This is a genomic window from Pseudomonas sp. R62, from assembly GCF_000257605.1.
Classification (GTDB): domain Bacteria; phylum Pseudomonadota; class Gammaproteobacteria; order Pseudomonadales; family Pseudomonadaceae; genus Aquipseudomonas; species Aquipseudomonas atacamensis.
The window spans coordinates 370,571-386,498 of sequence record NZ_JH635998.1; the positions used below are offsets into that span (position 1 = coordinate 370,571).

The following is a 15,928-nucleotide window of genomic DNA, read 5'->3' on the forward strand; positions in this document are numbered from 1 at the left end:
GGCGTCGTCCGTATCCTGTCTCTTGGCAGCGACCGGCGCTTCAGTCTTGGCAACTTCAGGCGTTGCTGACGGCTTGTCAGCGACCGGCGTTACTGGCTTGGGAGCCGGATAAGACACGTTAAGCTTTACGCTCATGTCCATGCCCATCACCTCTTAACGTAAAAAAGCGAGAGAGCACGACAAGCGCACTCCCCCGCTTAAACTTGCTCCGGATTACTGAAGCAGCTTCAGTACAGCGGAAGGCAGTTGGTTGGCTTGAGCCAGTACGGAGGTCGAAGCTTGCTGCAGAGTCTGCTGTTTGGTCAGGTTAGCAGTTTCTGCGGCGAAGTCGGTGTCCTGTACACGACCCTGAGCAGCGGTGGTGTTTTCAGTGATGTTCTGCAGGTTGGAGATGGTGCTGGTCAGACGGTTTTGCGAAGCACCCAGGCTGGCACGGGTTGCACCGATTGCAGCGATAGCGGCGTCGATTGCAGTGATCGCGTTGTCGATGTTCTGCGAAGCAGAACCAGCACCAGTACCCGAAGTACCGGTCAGAACTACAGTACCGCTACCTACCGACAGGCTGACGGCGTCGAACTTGGAGCTCAGTACCAGGTCGATGTGGTTAGCCGAACCGGTGTTTGCGCCAACTTGCAGGGTCACAGTACCAGCCGAACCGTCCAGCAGGTTTTTGCCGTTCAGGTTGGTAGCAGCCGAGATACGGGTGATTTCGTCAGACATCTGAGCGAATTCAGCGTTGGTAGCGGTCTGGTCAGCAGTGCCGTTGGTACCGTTACGAGCTTTAACAGCCAGTTCACGCATACGCTGCAGGATGTCGGTCGAAGCTTGCAGAGCGCCTTCAGCGGTCTGGGCAACGGAGATACCGTCGTTGGCGTTCTGGATGGCCTGGGTGTTACCGCGGATCTGCGAGGACATACGGTTGGAGATCTGCAGGCCAGCGGCGTCGTCTTTGGCGCTGTTGATTTTCAGGCCGGAAGACAGGCGCTGCATCGAGGTGGACAGAGCGTCGGAAGCGCGGTTCAGGTTTTTCTGAACGTTCAACGATGTGGTGTTGGTGTTTACTGTTAAAGCCATGACGAATTCCTCGTTGGTTGGGTACTGCGGCTTCCGGCCCTGGCAACCGCCGGGTATGGCCTAGAGAACCTTCGTAATAGTTATCGTCGGGTTTGCAGGTTGCTTGAGGGCTTTTTGAAAAAATTTTGCCATCACCACGCCACCCCCGAGAAAACAAAGACTTAGCAGCACATCCAGCGCGAAAAAATGACGTCATAAAACCGCCTGTAACGCAAAGCCGCGGGCCAGCGCTGCGCAGCGGTTCAGCGCCTGGCACTTTCCAGCAATTCGACCAGTTCGTATTCCATATAGTCAGCCAGGCCCAACCAGTCCTGGCGCTCCTGACAGTCGAGCATTTGCGTGAGCACCTGTGCCCACGCCTGCTGGATATCCACTGAGGCAGACGCCAGACATTGCTGGGCCTGTTCGAATACATCGACCATCGTCAGTGCCGCCTCAACGTCACGCCCAAGGCGAAACAACGCCGCACACTGACGACACTGATCCTGACACTGACCCAGCGCACTCATTGCACGAACTCCGGATTGAAAGCGGTCCCGGCAATCAATGCACCGGCGCGGCTGCTGTTGAGAAATTCGACCTTTGGATGCGCAGCGATATAACGCTCGAGCACACACAGATAACCGCGAAAGTTCAGCTGAGTGCTGACGCGCTGACCGTGGCCATCGCGCACCCAGTGCCGCGCCTGGGCCAGCGGCGGGCCCAGATCGCCGTCGTCCCAACCGGCGTGGGTCTTGTTCATCGGGAAAGCGAAGTCAGCGCCAAACAGAGTGATTCGCTCGGAGCCCATCTTCACCGCGAGATCCACCGCCGGATGGATCACGCTGCCGCCGACGTGCAGCTCACCGCGTGGATACTGTTCTCGCAGGTCGCTGTAGATCGGGCTGGCCGAATAGCCGCCATAACGCTTGCCCTTCCATGCCTTCAATACTTGCGGATCGCTCATCGGCAGGTACACCAGGGTAATGCCGTCAGACGTCTCGCACGGCAGATGCCGAAAGCCGATGAGCTGATCGATACTCACCACCAGATCAGGCACGATGCCATGTTCGCGCAACGGCCGATAGGCTGTATCAACGCAGATGAACAACGGCCGCTCGGCAAGCTGACGGATCGCCGCCAGACGTTCGAAATGCTGCTCCAGTGTCGGCCCGGTGGCGATCACGTAGATTTCACGTCCAGCGCAACTGCCGACCAGCTGCGCGACATCGTCATCGCCAAGCAACACCGGCAGACATTCCTGCAAGCGTTGCTGGATTTCTGGCGACTGCGGATCGAAATCGCGATTGTTGAATGTCAGGTGCACTTCATTGATCAGCCGGTCGCGGATCTTCGCGTTGAAGTCATCGGCCAATATCACCTCGGCGGGCAAGGCAAAGAATGGCGTGAAGAAGTCCGGGTGATCACCCGCGTAAAACAGTTCAACCCGAGGATCCTCCAGCCACTGGCGCTGATCGAGCAGTTGCAGTACCAGTGCGAACAGCGCGCCGTTGAGAATGTGCACGTACAGACGCTCCAGCCCTGCGCGCTCAAGCAGCACACCGGGCAAATCGCCCAGGCCAGTGCCATAAACGTGAAGTTGCGGTTTTTCCGGCAGGCTCGCCGCCTGGATCTGCGCCTCATGCAGACGATCATGGCGACTGGTGAGCTGAATGCCATCGACGCTCAGCGTCGAGCCCAGTCCTTGCACGAGTTCGGCCTGCACGCACGCGCTGTCTTCAGCCATCAGTCGCTCGAACAGCGCCGGCCAGCGCCGTTGCAATACTTCGGCATTGGCTTGGAAAAACTCGCTCATGGCGCCTCGCGCTCCTTCTCGGGCAAAAAAATAGCGTGCAAGGTTAACCTTGAACGCTATTTTTGTATCAGTGCTTTTTGCTCGGGCTTACGGACGATAGATGATCGCCGAGCCCCACGACAGACCGACACCAAAACCGCTCAGCGCAACGCGCTGCCAGTCAGAGTCGAGGACGTGTTTTTCCAACAGCAGCGGAATGCTCGACGACACGGTGTTGCCGGTCTCGACCATGTCCTTGATGAACTTCTCCGGTTCGCCTTCGAAGCGTCGCGCCACGGCGTCGACGATCGCCGCGCTGCCCTGGTGAATGCAGAATGCGTCGATGTCATCGGCCTTGAGATTGGAATCGTCGAGCAACTCGTGCAGGTGCGCCGGGACTTTCAGCAGAGCGAAGTTGAAGACTTGACGACCATTCATGAAGAACACGCCGTTGCTGACTTTCAAGTGCGGTGCGCCGGAACCGTCGGTGCCGAACTTTGCCTTGCCCAGCGCCCAGGTCGGGTTTTCGCCCATCCACGTAGCGGTGGCGGCATCGCCAAACAGCATGGTGGTGTTGCGGTCTTCCGGGTCAACGATTTTCGAATATGGGTCAGCAGTAATCAGCAGGCCGTTCTTCAGGCCGGCGGCTTCCATGAAGCCCTTGATCGCGTAGATGCCGTAGACGTAACCGGAGCAGCCCAAAGAGATATCGAACGCTGCGACATTGGTCGGCAGGCCGAGCTTGTCCTGGACGATTGCCGCTGTGTGCGGCAGGCCTTCTTCATCACCGTTCTGGGTGACGACAATCAACGCGTCGATCGATTCACGCTTCAGTTCAGGATTGCTGGCAAACAGCGCATTGGCCGCTTCCACGCACAGATCGGAAGTTTCCTGCTCAGCGTCTTTGCGCGGCAGGAACGCCGAACCGATCTTGCCAAGGATGAACTCTTCATCCTTCTCGAATTTTGCACCTTGTGCGTAATTGTCCACGCCGGCTACAGGAACGTAGCTCGCAATGCTTTTTATGCCAATCATTACGGCTTCCCAATAAAAAACAGCCCAAAACCACCGCTCGCAAGGATTCGAGGGGCGCCGACAAACAGAAGACGGCCGCCACAACGGGCAGCCACGGGAAGCGCAAAGGGCTATCACTGGAACCGCAAAACGGGCCAGGCGCCATCTCCCCGGTCAATACAATACAGTGAAGATGCGCGTTATGACTCGCAGGTCACGCTATTTTGCCGAATCGATGGCAGATTGGCCTATTCGACCAGCGACCAATCCAGCGGCGTACCGCGCTTGATCGCGGTGCGCGCACGGCGTCCGAGGACGGCTTCGGTGTGCTTGGGCGGCAGACCGAGACCGGGGCGAATGGCGCGCAGATTGTCCCCGGTAAAGGCTTCACCGGCAGCCATGTCAGCGGTGACATACAGCGAGCGGCGATAGACCAGCGACTTGCGCTCGGCCTCGGTCGGACCGTACTGAACATGCCCCATAGCCTGCCAGGCACGCTCGGTTTCGACGACCAGACTGGCCAGCTCTGCAGGCTCCAGGGAAAAACTCGCGTCCACGCCACCGGCGGAACGGTCGAGGGTGAAGTGTTTCTCCACCACCGTCGCTCCCAGCGCCACTGCGGCCACCGACACGCCAACGCCCATCGAATGATCTGACAGCCCCACCTCGCAACCAAACAGCTCGCGCAGATGGGGGATCGTGCGCACATTGCTGTTGAGGGGCGTGGCCGGATAAGTGCTGGTGCACTTGAGCAACACCAGATCCTTGCACCCGGCGTCGCGGGCGGCACGCACGGTTTCATCCAGTTCGGCGATGCTGGCCATGCCGGTGGAGATGATCAGCGGTTTGCCGGTCGCTGCCACTCGACGGATCAACGGCAGATCGGTGTTTTCGAAACTGGCGATCTTGTACGCCGGCACCTCGAGGCCTTCGAGAAAATCCACCGCGCTGTCATCGAACGGCGTCGAGAACGCGAGCATCCCCAACTCCTTGGCCCGAGCAAAAATCGGCGCGTGCCACTCCCACGGTGTGTGAGCTTTTTCGTAGAGATCGTAGAGCGACGTGCCGGCCCACAGACTGCCCGGATCCTTGATGAAGAATTCGCCGTCAGCCAAATCCAGGGTCATGGTTTCGGCGGTGTAGGTTTGCAGCTTCAAGGCATGCGCCCCGGCCTTGGCCGCTGCCTCGACGATTTGCAGAGCGACGTCGAGGGACTGGTTATGGTTGCCGCTCATTTCGGCAATGATGAACGGCGGCGCATCGGCACCGATGGTGTGCTGGCCAATCTTGAAACTAGACATGCGGGTGATCCTTCAAAACACGGCTGAACGCACAGGTTTCCTGGATGAACCCGGCGTCGCGAAAAACTTTCAATGAGGACTGATTGGCCGGCATGACCCGCGCAGTGATGCGTGTCAATTGCGGCCAGTGCGCAGCGACAAATGCTTCGCCACGGCTGAGCACTGCCCTGCCCCAACCGAGGCCGAAACGCCCCTCCAGCAGATAGATCGACACTTCGGCATCGAACCCGCGCAAGTCGTAGCGCAGCACCCCGACCGGGCCGTCGTCCGCCTCAGCGATCAACAGCAACCGTTGCGGGTTACGCAGGGTCGCCGTCAGCCAGTTTAGATGCTGCGCCCAATCGATCACGCCGGTTTCCAGCGACCAGCGCCGTACCGCTTCGGCATTGCGCCCATCGAACAGCAACTGCGCATCGTCCAGCGTCGCCGGGCGCAGTTTCAGCACCGCACCGGCCAGCGCCGCCGCCACGCGTTCGGCACCGCGCCCATCGACCAGTTGCCGCGAGCGCTCGGCTAGGCTGCGGCGTAGAAAATGATTGTTCACGATGAAGCCGACCGCATCACGCAACTGCTCGACGCTGACCTGCTCGCGAGCGCCCATGAACACATGCGCGCCGGCGGCTGCCATGACTTCGCCGTTGGCCTGCTGATTATTCGCCACGGCGATGCAGATGGTCGGCAAGCCCAACGCCGCGCGCTCCCAACTGGTGCCACCGCCAGCGCCGATAAACAGGTCGGCCTCAGTCATGCGCTGGTGGAAATCGCTGACGAAACTGTGCAGGCGCCAGTTCGGTCGCGTCTCGGCCAACGCTTGCATCTGCGTCCACGCCGGGTTGTCGGCACCAGCGACGAAATCCAACTGCAACTCAGCGAAATCAGCCAGCGCCAGCATCGCGTGGTGAGTCTGCCTTGCCGCGTCGAAACCGCCGAAATTCACCAGCACGCGCCGGGCCTTCGGTTTGATCTCGATCGCTTCGCAGTTGAACTCTTCGCGCAGCATGGCGTAGCGCGGGCCGAGCAAGGTGCGACAGCCTGGGGGGAGCAGCGGCGCGTAGTTTTCGCTAAGACCGGACAGGTTCTGATTGAGCAGCAGATCGACGCTGTAGCGCCGCGTGGCCAGATCATCCACGGCGGCGATTCGATGCGCCCAGCGCCGGGCAGCGGTTTGCCAGTGATGATCGAGTCCGTAATGGTCGACGATGATCCAGTCGAACGGTGCCTGCCCGTCCAGCAGCAGGCCTAGTGCATCAATATCGAACTGCCACGGCAACATCGATTCGATGGCCTGCAGCGGGTCTTCATCACGATAGCGCTCGGGCAGCGCGAAGGTCTCGAAGCCCTCGGCGTTCAAGGCATCCAGTCGATGCCCGGGCAAACGCCGGCAGGCAAACGCGACGTGACTGCCCTGCTGTTTCAGCACCCGCGCCAGCGTCAGGCAACGGGCGACGTGGCCGCTGCCAATGGTTGGCGAGGCGTCGGCGCGGATCAGCACTCTCATTGCAGTTCTCCGCCGGCCTTGAGCGCGGCGTACAGGTATTCGGCGCGTTTCCAGTCCTCGGGGGTGTCGATGTCCTGGACCAGATGACGCGGCAGGATCACCGGCAGACTCGCTGGCGAGAACAGCGTCTCGCCGCGCAACCACGCTTCGCTGCGGCCCCAGTAAAATTGCCCGGCATCCTGAAACGCTTCGGGCAGATCCTGCGAACGGGTGGTGCGATATTCCGGATAAAGCGACATCAAGGCGCCCTCCTCGTCGAGGGTCAGTGCGCGCTGCACCGGGAAGCCGAAGCCGCACACCGAAAAGGCAAACGACTTGTGCGGATGCTGCTTGAGCAAATCCAGCCCCTTACGCAGATAATGCGCCTGCAACAGCGGCGCCGTAGCGTACACGCAACAGGCGTAATCGAACGTCGGCAATTGCTGCAAGGCATGCACGATCACCGCAGCGGTACCGGTGAAATCATCCGCCAGATCGGCCGGTCGCATGAACGGCACTTCAGCGCCATGTGCTAGTGCGACGTCGGCGATTTCGTCATCGTCGGTGCTGACTACGACCGTCTCGAAAAGCCCTGACTCCAGCACCGTGCGAATCGAGCGGACGATCATCGGTACGCCGTCGAACGGTTTGAGATTCTTGCGCGGGATGCGCTTGCTGCCACCACGGGCGGGGATGATCGCGACGCAGCTCACGGTGCCTTACTCCTCCAGTAGCAGCCGACGCAGTTGCTCGACCACCTGATCCTGTTGTGCTTCGCTGAGCAAAGGGAACAGCGGCAAGCTGATCGCCTCGGCGTAATAGCGCTCGGCCTCGGGAAAGTCGCCCTCGGCAAAACCCAGCTCGCGATAGTACGGCTGCAGATGCACAGGAATATAGTGCAGATTCACGCCGATACCGGCGGCACGCAAAGCTTCAAACACCTGACGATGACTGAGGTTGCAGCGCTCGACCTGCACGCGCACCACGTAAAGGTGCCACGCCGATTCGGCCTCCGGTTGCGCGCTCGGCAAGGTCAGCGGCAGGTAGGCGAGGAGTTGATCGTAACGCGCGGCCAGTTCCCGGCGACGTGCAACAAACTCATCCAGTTTGGCCAGTTGCGACAGGCCCAGCGCCGCTTGCAGATCGGTGATCCGATAGTTGAAGCCCAGCTCGACTTGCTGGTAATACCACGCCCCGTGGCTCGGCTCGGTCATGTGCTCGGGATCGCGGGTCATGCCGTGGCTGCGCAGGCGTCGCAGACGTTCGGCCAGCGCCGGGCGATTGGTCAGGACCATGCCGCCCTCGGCGCTGGTGATGATCTTCACCGGGTGAAAACTGAACACCGTCATTGCCGCAAATTCGCCACAACCGACCGGGCGCCCGGCGTAGCTCGCGCCCACCGCGTGCGAGGCGTCTTCGATCACGGTGAAGTGGTAGCGCTCCGCCAGTTCGGCGATGCGCCGCATGTCACAGCTCTGTCCGGAGAACGCGACGGCGACCAGGACTTTGGGCAACGTGCCGTCGCGCTCGGTCTGTTCCAGCTTCGCGGCCAGCGCCACCGCGTCCAGGTTCCAGGTCAGCGGATCGATGTCGACGAAATCAACGTCAGCGCCGCAATAACGCCCGCAATTGGCCGAGGCAAGAAAGGTGTTTGGCGAAGTCCACAAGCGATCGCCCGGTCCCAGGTCAGCGGCCAGACAAGCAATGTGCAGCGCCGCTGTGGCATTGCACACCGCCACGCCGAAATCCGCTTGGCAGCGCTCAGCCATGGCTTGCTCGAAGCGTTCGATGGTCGGCCCCTGGGTCAGCCAGTCCGATTGCAGCACCTCGACCACCGCATCGATGTCCGCCTGATCGAGGCTCTGCCGACCGTAAGGAATCATACCGACAGCTTCGCGTGCAGATCGGCGATCTGCCCCACCGAAAGGAAATGCGGGTTGGTGTCCGAGCGATACTCGAAATCCTCGTCCACGGCACGGCCACGTTCACCGAGTTTATCGACGGCGAAATCGACGTCGACGCTGGTAAAACGAATCGACGGCTGAATCGTGTAGTGATCCTCGAACTCCAGAGTCATGCGCGCATCGTCCAGCGGCACCATCAGTTCGTGCAGCTTCTCACCGGGACGAATGCCGACGTTCTTGTGCGGCAGATGCTCGGCCATGCCGCGCGCCAGATCGACGATGCGGATCGACGGGATCTTCGGCACGAACACTTCACCGCCGTGCATGCGGGCGAAGCTGTCGAGGACGAACTGCACGCCGTGGTCGAGGGTGATCCAGAACCGCGTCATGCGCTCGTCGGTGATCGGCAATTCTTGCGCGCCGTCAGCAATCAGCTTGCTGAAAAACGGCACTACAGAGCCGCGCGAACCGGCGACGTTGCCGTAGCGCACCACGGCGAAACGGGTCTGCTGCTCGCCGGCAATATTGTTGGCTGCGACGAACAGTTTGTCCGAAAGCAACTTGGTCGCGCCGTACAGATTGATCGGGCTGGCCGCCTTGTCGGTGGACAGCGCGACGACTTTTTTCACACCGTTATCGATGGCGGCCGCGATGATGTTTTCCGCGCCGTTGACGTTGGTGCGGATGCATTCGGTCGGGTTGTACTCCGCCGCCGGCACCTGCTTCAACGCGGCGGCATGCACGACGTAATCGATGCCGCGCATCGCCTGACGCAAGCGCTCGGCATCACGCACATCACCGATGAAATAACGCATGCACGGCGCGTTGAACGTCTGCTGCATCTCGTACTGTTTCAGCTCGTCGCGGGAGAACACCACCACACGCTTGGGCTGGTACTGCTCCAGCAAGCGGCGGATGAAATTGCGCCCGAACGAGCCGGTGCCGCCGGAGATGAAGATCGATTTACCGTTGAACATTTTGTCAATTCCGTCCCTGTCGCCAGGCTTAAGCGAGCAACTGTGCCCAGTCCAGTGAAGCATTGTCATCGAGCACGAAGCCTTTGCCCTTCAGGCTCAGGTTCGCGTTGTAGGCCTGATCCTGAACGAATGCCGCCGGCCATTTTTCGCGCAGGGCCAGCAGCGCTTGCGGGGCGTCAGGCATACCGCCCTGATGGATGACTTGCACCGCCGGAGTCCATACCGTCAGATAACCGGCCTGCCCGGCGCTCAGGCACAGATCGACATCGCTGAAGCCTTCGGCAAATGTGCTTTCGTCCAGACCGCCGAGCGCCTCGTACAGCTCTTTGCGGACCATCAGGCACACGCTTGATACCGCCGAGTAGTTTTGTTCCACCGCCAAGCGATGCAGGTAACCGTCGGCATCGTGATCTTCACCAACGAAGGGCGAATCGACCCCGCCGTTCAGGCCCAGGATCAATCCCGCCTGGCTGATCTTGCGATCACGGTCGATCAGTTTCGGCCCGACCACGCCAACCTCTGGACGCAGAGCATGGTTGAGCAAAGAGTCGAGCCAGTTCGGATTGACCACTTCCGCATCGGCGGCGAGCAGCACCAGGTACTCGCCCCGCGCCTGACGACTGGCCGCGTTGAACAATCCTGCTTCGCTCAACGTCCGGTCAGTGCGCAGCACCTGCACTCTGGAGTGCTTGTAAGTGCCGAGCCAGTCATTGATCTCAGCCGTCTGATCCGCAGCGGTGGCGATCAGCACTTCATAGTGATGGTAACGGGTACGCAGCAGCACACCTTCGAGGCAACGTTGCAGCACCGCCAGATCGCTGCCCGCCGGAATAACGATCGATACCAGAGGCCGATCACTGTGGTGATAGTCGATCTGGTAAACCCCTGGAACCGCTGACGTCACTTTGGCCTTGTAGCCGCGATTGCCCAGATGGCGCAGCAGCGCCAGGCGCTCGTCAGCATTCTCGACCAGCTCTGGTGCCTGGCTGACCAATAGCGGCTCGTCGAGGTGAGCCAGGCTGTTGAGCCCATGTTCTTCGATAAGACGCAGCAGCACATCGAGCTCCAGTGCCTGATTGAAATCAGCGCGATAGCCGCCGATTTCAACCAGCGCATCGCGCCGTACCAGCCAGTGCCGCGCCATCAGCGTTGGCAGGCTCAGCAGTAGATCAAGGTTGAAGCCCGGCCGGAACACGTCGGTCAGGGCACCGTTTTCCTGACGCTGGATTTCGTCGGTGGATACCGCGCGGCAATCGCCGGCGTTCATCAACTCCAGGCTGGCGCGCAACAATCCGCTGGCAGTGAACTCATCACCGGCTTCAGCCAACAGCAGCCAGTCACACGGTGATTGACGAGCGCTTTGATTGAGCTTGTCGATCAGATTGCCCGCGGTCACTCGGACAAAATGCAGGGTGTTCTGTGCCGTGGTCGCGGCGGGCGCTTCGCCGGTGGTGAACACGACAATGCGGAAGGCCTTGCACTGCCCTTCCAGCAAGCTGTCGAGAGACACCTGAAGCTTGTCGATGTCGTCGTCCAGATCCAGCAGAAAAATGCCGAACTGCGGCCCGCCGCCATTCACCGCCAGATGTTGGCCGATTGCCTCGAGGTGAGCGCCGGGCGCACGTGCGGCCAGCCAGTTGAGCAGGCGACCGGACTGCATCTTGTCCATGACCGCATGATGGTCATCGACGGTCAACGCTTCGAGACGCTCGATCCAGGCCTGCATCGCTTGCGCCTCTTCGGCTTGGCCCATCGCAGTCAGCTGAGCCGCCAGCCGTTTGATAACGGTGCGATTGAACGCATTGAGATCGTGAGCCTGCCACAAACGGTCGAGAACGCTTTCCGGCGTGTCGTTGTTGCGTGCTTGCAGCAAGTGCGCCTGACGGGTCCAGACCCCCTCCAGGCCTTCAAGTTGGATGCGCCCCGCCGGCATGGCGTGCAGCATGAATTCGAACTGCGCCAGGCGGTCGAAAAATGCCTCGTTGTAGAACGGCATTTCCACGTACTGCAAAGGCCCGAAACGGCGATCCGGGTACTTGAGCTCCTGATTCCAGGTGGACTGGATGATCAGTTCCGCGGTCAGCGCTCGATTCGATTGCAGGCTGTCGACCATTGCCTCGAAGCTTTGCAGGGCAAGCGATTTGCCCTGCTCGGCGTCCAGTCCTTTGATCTGGGTTGGCAGCGCGGCAAGGAACTCGGCAAAGGCTTCACGCTCGGCCACCGATTTGGCATCGACGTAGGTCAGCGAGTGATACACCTCGGTGCTGTGCTCGGAGGCACCGTAGTTGATCTCCCGAACCACATAAGGGATCGGCAGAATCCGTGCTTTGGCACTGGCCAGCAGGAAATAGACATGGCCGATTTCCTGCCACTGGAAGCTGGTGCCGGGTGGCAATGCCGAGTGCCAGGTCTTCATCAGATCAGTACGGGTCACCGCATAGAACGGCGGGATGTACTGGCTCATGTAATCGATGACCCGCTCCTGAGCCTGTTCGGAGCAGTAGTCTTCCTGGACTTTTTTGTCGCGGCGGTAGTAGCTGACGCCACCGGCCAGCGTCAGGTACATCAGGCAATAGCCGTGGCACATGCCGTAATCCGGATTGGCCTGCAGGAAACCCACGGATTCGGCCAATGAATCATGCAGGATGAAGTCGTCATCGGCCGCCAGCACCATGTACGGCGTGGTCAGTTGCTCGACACCGTAGGCCAGTTTGGCCTGCATCCCCCAGTACGCGAATTGCGGCACATGATGGTAATCGACGGCGGAAAAATCGCCTTCCGGACGTTCCGGCGAGGAGTCGAGCACCATGATCTTGCAGGGCAAGTCGCTGTAATACTTCACAGCCCGACGCAGGAACGCCGGTCGGTTGTGGGTAATCAGCACCACCGTCAACAGCTCATCAAGCGGTAGCGTCAGTTCAGAACTGTACTTGCCTTGCATAACTTCTCTCCACAACCGGCGACTCGCCGAAACAACTCTGGGTAAATGTTGCGAATTAACGAACGCGACGCAGGTAGCCGTCCGGCGCCACGGTGATCAGCAGTTTGTTCTGCAATTGCTGGTCGATTTCGAAGTCCTGGTTCTCTTCCAGGTACTTCCACACGGCGGTTTTCGGGTTGTCGCCCGGGCCCCATGGACGATCCGGGAAGAAATCGGCCGGCATGTCTTCAACCACGGTGTCCATGACCACGCAATAGCTGTCGACCGACACCAGCGGCGCGTAGAGGCGCAGCTCTTCGAGCACGTGATCGTGGGTGTGGTTGGAGTCGAGGACCAGAATGACTTTCTTGCCTTTGGCGGCGGCCTGCACCTGAGCGGCAATGGCCGGGTCAATGCTCGAACCTTCGATCATTTTGATGCGCTTGGCCATCGGATGGCTTTCGATGGCTTCACGGTTGTGCGGACGAATGTCGAGGTCGATGCCGAGCACTTCGCCGTGGCCTTGCAGCTCGAGCAGCGAGGCGTAGTAGATGATCGAACCGCCGTGGGCAATGCCGCACTCGATAACCAGGTCCGGCTTGACCTGCCAGATGATCTCCTGCATGGCCATCATGTCTTGCGGCAGCTGGATGATCGGGCGGCCCATCCACGAGAAGTGGTAGCTGTATTTGTGCTTGGCCGATTCGTTGAAGAAATCGCGGGCCAGGCCGGTCAGTTTGGGGTCGTCACCTTGCTGGGCGATCTGCTCGCGGCACTCGGCTTCGAAGGCTTGGTTGATGCTGTTGTCGGTCATGTTGGTCATCTCAAGGGTCACTGAAACGAAGCGCTGTCGACGGCGTGATAGACGTAGCGTCCACCGGTCATCCGCTTGATCTCTTCGAGGTAATTGGAATTCATCACAAACAGGTGCGCGCCTTCCGGCAGCGCATCCATGGCCTCTTGCGGCGAGGACACGCGCGCGCCGCTCAGCGGCAGATAACGCCCCTGCTTGGCCGGGTTGATATCGACTACGCGATCGACCGCAACGCCGGCGCGTTGCAGGTACAGCGAATAGATCACGCCTTTGGACGAGGCACCCCAGATCGCCGAACCCTGCGCAGGCGCCGAGCGGATGATCTGCACAGCGCGGTCGAGACTGGCGCTGAAATCTTCAGGCAGAGTCAGGCGCGGCACCGGTTGTTCGGGTATCAGGCGCAACGTCGACAGATCAGCGACGATGTACAGATATTGGCCGCCGAACAGATGCCCGGCCTCGTGCACCGTGCCGAACATCCGGCGCAGGTCATCGAGACGGAAATAATTGACGTGTTCGTAGAACAGGTCGAACCAGGCCTTGTGCTCGAGGATCCAGTCCAGGCACGGCACTTCGATGTAGATCTGCCCGCCCTGATTGGCCTCGGCGATCACGGCCAGAAAGCTCACCGGGTCTTCGATGTGCTCCAGCACATGACGCAGCACAATGGCGTCTGCCGCCAGGCCGAGGCCGCGCGTGAACGGCGCCTTGATCACCTCGGGGTTTTCGCCTTCATAAGCAGGGTCGATGCCGGTGATCGAATAGCCCAGGCCTTTAAGTAACTCGAGAAAGTAGCCCTTGCCGCAGCCGACTTCGATCAGTTCCTGGCCCTTGAAGTGCTTGCCGATGATGCCTTCGACATCGCGCAGGTGTTGCTGGAACTGGCCGGAGTGCGCCTGCTCGTTCTGATAGTCGGCGTCATAACTGAGCTTGTCGGCATCGAACGCGGCGTTGAAGACCAGACCGCTGCGCTCGTCCTGAACCAGCAGCATGTCGGCGCTGGCCGAGGCACGCGCCGATTCGGCATCGGCGAAAGTGCGGTTCTGCAACACCGGCAGGCCGGTGGCCCGGTACAACTCGTGCCTCATGGCGACTCTCCCAATAACTGTTGCAAGCACTCGGTGACGGCCCAGAACGCCAGCGGTTCGTGGGTCGGATACGGGTAATGGCCGAGGTTCAGAGCCAGTGTTGCGCCACGCTCATGCAAGCGCTGTTCGACCAGCGCACGCACCGACACCGGATGGCCGCTGGCGCAGTTGACCACGCCATCGAAATCGCGCTGATGGAGGATCGCGGCGAGGTGACTCGCGGCGGTTTCAATTGCTAGGAAATCGCGCAACTGCTCACCGGCCGACATGTTGAACGACGCCTCGCCGGCATCGATTGCCCGGTCCAGCGCAGCCAACAGGCTGTTGGGGTTCTGCCCTTCGCCGTGCAAATAGAACAAGCGCGCCCATTGCAGGGTGAACGGTTGCTCCTGCTGCAAATTCTGCAGAAACAGGTGCAGCGTATGTTTGGCCAGACCGTAGGGATTGCTCGGCCGTGGCTCGGTTGATTCGCTGAGCGGACCGCTCTGCATGCCGTATTCGAAGCAAGTGCCGGTCACCAGCACCTGCGACACGCCCGCCTCTACCGCGCTTTTGATAAAGCGGTAATCGGCCATCAGGTTGTGCTCGAAATGAAACAGCGCCCGATAGTTCGGCAACCCCGGCCAGGCCAGATGCGCCAGCGCGTCGATGCCTTCGGTCAGCGCGACGACATTCAGGTCGGCAGCGTGAATGTCTGCCGCGACGAATTCGACGTGGTTGATCCATGGCATGCCCTGCGCCTTTTCTGCGTTGCGCCCCACCGCGCGAACTTCGCAGCCGCGTTCAAGTAATGCAGCAACCAGATGCCGACCGACAAAGCCCGTGGCGCCAGTGACCAGAACTTTCACAGCACTTTCAACTCAGGCACGGCGATGACGAAGCGCCCGTCCCACTGACGCATCTGCGCCAGTTGCTGACTGACTTCGTGCAGCAGGTTCCACGGCAGTACCAGCACGTAGTCCGGCTTGTCGATGTCGATCTGCGCTGGCGCAACAATCGGGATGCGACTGCCCGGCAAGAACTTGCCCTGTTTGTGCGGGTTGGCATCCGCGACCCAAGCGAGCAAGTCTGGTTTGACCCCGGCGTAATTGAGCAAGGTATTGCCCTTGGCTGCCGCGCCGTATCCGACCACACGTTTACCGTCGGCCTTGGCCTGCAACAGGAAGCGCAGCAGGTCATGTTTGATGCGTTCGGCAGCAGGCGCGAGGGTCGCGTAGTACTCGGCGGTTTTCACCCCGGCATCGAGTTCGGCCTGCAGTTGTTGCTGAACTGCCGGGAGAACAGTGCGGCGCTGGCCGTCCTTGCGCTGCACGAATACGCGCAGCGAGCCGCCGTGAGTGCTCAACTGGCTGACGTCGAACACTTCCAGTCCATTGCGCTCGCACAGGGTCTGCACGGCGGTCAGCGACAGGTAGGAATAATGTTCGTGATACAGCGTGTCGAACTGCGCTCCAGCCATCAGCGTCAGCAGTTGCGGAAACTCGAAAGTGGCGACGCCGGTCGGCTTGAGCAACGTCGCGAAGCCGGCGAGGAGATCGTTGATGTCCGGCACGTGCGCGAGCACGTTGTTGGCCGCCATCAGATC

14 protein-coding genes are annotated in these 15,928 nt (G+C 60.4%); all 14 read right to left on the minus strand.

Annotation, left to right across the window (positions count from 1 at the left end):
- Positions 1-213: 213 nt before the first annotated feature.
- Positions 214-1,074 carry a flagellin domain-containing protein gene (locus tag OQK_RS03200; protein ID WP_016771090.1) on the minus strand — a complete coding sequence of 287 codons (861 nt, stop codon included), beginning with the start codon at positions 1,072-1,074 and terminating at the stop codon, positions 214-216.
- 242 nt (positions 1,075-1,316) lie between these two features.
- The gene (locus OQK_RS03205; protein ID WP_016771091.1) at positions 1,317-1,583 is read right to left on the minus strand and encodes a hypothetical protein; all 267 of its coding nucleotides are present in this window, start codon (positions 1,581-1,583) and stop codon (positions 1,317-1,319) included.
- On the minus strand, positions 1,580-2,869 hold the full coding sequence (locus OQK_RS03210; protein ID WP_016771092.1) for a motility associated factor glycosyltransferase family protein: 1,290 nt from the start codon (positions 2,867-2,869) through the stop codon (positions 1,580-1,582). The genes OQK_RS03205 and OQK_RS03210 overlap by 4 nt, the downstream gene beginning before the upstream one ends.
- 87 nt (positions 2,870-2,956) lie before the next feature.
- Positions 2,957-3,883 carry a ketoacyl-ACP synthase III gene (locus OQK_RS03215; protein WP_016771093.1) on the minus strand — a complete coding sequence of 309 codons (927 nt, stop codon included), beginning with the start codon at positions 3,881-3,883 and terminating at the stop codon, positions 2,957-2,959.
- A gap of 227 nt (positions 3,884-4,110) precedes the next feature.
- Positions 4,111-5,163, minus strand: coding sequence for a pseudaminic acid synthase (pseI, locus tag OQK_RS03220; protein ID WP_016771094.1), 1,053 nt, complete (start codon positions 5,161-5,163; stop codon positions 4,111-4,113).
- Positions 5,156-6,661, minus strand: a complete 1,506-nt coding sequence (pseG, locus tag OQK_RS03225; protein WP_016771095.1) for a UDP-2,4-diacetamido-2,4,6-trideoxy-beta-L-altropyranose hydrolase — start codon at positions 6,659-6,661, stop codon at positions 5,156-5,158. The genes pseI and pseG overlap by 8 nt, the downstream gene beginning before the upstream one ends.
- Complete coding sequence (gene pseF / locus OQK_RS03230; RefSeq protein WP_016771096.1) at positions 6,658-7,353, minus strand: pseudaminic acid cytidylyltransferase; 696 nt, start codon at positions 7,351-7,353, stop codon at positions 6,658-6,660. The genes pseG and pseF overlap by 4 nt, the downstream gene beginning before the upstream one ends.
- 6 nt (positions 7,354-7,359) lie before the next feature.
- The gene (gene pseC, locus OQK_RS03235; RefSeq protein WP_016771097.1) at positions 7,360-8,523 is read right to left on the minus strand and encodes a UDP-4-amino-4,6-dideoxy-N-acetyl-beta-L-altrosamine transaminase; all 1,164 of its coding nucleotides are present in this window, start codon (positions 8,521-8,523) and stop codon (positions 7,360-7,362) included.
- Positions 8,520-9,521, minus strand: coding sequence for a UDP-N-acetylglucosamine 4,6-dehydratase (inverting) (gene pseB, locus OQK_RS03240; RefSeq protein WP_016771098.1), 1,002 nt, complete (start codon positions 9,519-9,521; stop codon positions 8,520-8,522). The genes pseC and pseB overlap by 4 nt, the downstream gene beginning before the upstream one ends.
- 28 nt (positions 9,522-9,549) lie before the next feature.
- Positions 9,550-12,462 (minus strand): glycosyltransferase family 2 protein, encoded by a 2,913-nt coding sequence (locus OQK_RS03245; protein WP_016771099.1) that lies wholly within the window; start codon positions 12,460-12,462, stop codon positions 9,550-9,552.
- Between the two features lie 55 nt (positions 12,463-12,517).
- Positions 12,518-13,255, minus strand: coding sequence for a cephalosporin hydroxylase family protein (locus tag OQK_RS03250; RefSeq protein WP_038860482.1), 738 nt, complete (start codon positions 13,253-13,255; stop codon positions 12,518-12,520).
- Positions 13,256-13,272: 17 nt separating this feature from the next.
- Positions 13,273-14,343 carry a class I SAM-dependent methyltransferase gene (locus tag OQK_RS03255; RefSeq protein ID WP_024012091.1) on the minus strand — a complete coding sequence of 357 codons (1,071 nt, stop codon included), beginning with the start codon at positions 14,341-14,343 and terminating at the stop codon, positions 13,273-13,275.
- A complete protein-coding gene (locus OQK_RS03260; protein ID WP_016771102.1) occupies positions 14,340-15,191 on the minus strand; it encodes an NAD-dependent epimerase/dehydratase family protein in 852 nt (283 codons plus the stop codon). Before OQK_RS03260 ends, OQK_RS03255 begins: the two co-directional genes overlap by 4 nt.
- Positions 15,188-15,928 (minus strand): class I SAM-dependent methyltransferase (locus OQK_RS03265; RefSeq protein WP_038860483.1); only part of this gene is annotated, 741 nt, incomplete at its 5' end. The genes OQK_RS03265 and OQK_RS03260, both read right to left, overlap by 4 nt.